Here is a 702-nt window from a genome sequence, read left to right on the forward strand (position 1 = left end):
CCGGCCGCCGTTCCGCATCCGATGGACGCCCGCGCGCTGGCTGCGCTGGCCGCCAACCCGGGCTGCCGCCGCCGCGCGCTGCTGGACGGGGCCGGGATCGACAAGGGCGCGCTGGCGTCGGCGCTGGGGGCTCCCGCGAACTTCGGCCAGTCGCAGTTCGCGCATCAGCGCGGCAACTCCTTCGAGGCCCGGGTCAAGGCGGACGGCGGCGCGGATCTGGTGCGGCTGCTGCATGAGCGGCTGCGTGACGGCTCGGAGCCGCCCGGTCCGGGCGCCGTCGCGACCCCCGATCTGACCGCGCCCGGGCCGCAGGGCCGCACGGCCCGTACGGCGCTCGCGCTGCGCGAGGCCACGGAGGCGGGGTGCTGGGCGCTGCTGGACCATCCGATGGTGAGCCTGGACGTCGCCGGCTCGCCCGCCTTCCTGGAGCCGGACGCGGTCGTGGTCCACCCCGACGGGTCGTGGACGGTCGTCGAGATCAAGTCCTTCCCCATGGTGGACGGCTCCGCCGACCCGGCCAAGGTGGGCGCGGCCGCCCGCCAGTCGGCGGTCTACACCCTGGCCCTGGAGCGGGTGGCGTCGATGATCGGCCGCCCGCCGGAGGACGGGGGCGAGGCGGCGGACGCGGCGGACGCCGTGGACGCGGCGGACGCCGTGGACGCGGCGGAGACGGCGAGCGGGGCGAAGACGGCTGAGGCGGCG

General features: G+C 77.6%; 1 pseudogene. It reads left to right on the plus strand.

The annotated features are described in order from the left end of the window. Window positions 1-702: pseudogene (locus KN815_RS49495) on the plus strand (hypothetical protein); the annotation flags it as partial.

Origin of the sequence: Streptomyces niphimycinicus, assembly GCF_018883605.1 — a bacterium.
GTDB classification, from domain to species: domain Bacteria; phylum Actinomycetota; class Actinomycetes; order Streptomycetales; family Streptomycetaceae; genus Streptomyces; species Streptomyces niphimycinicus.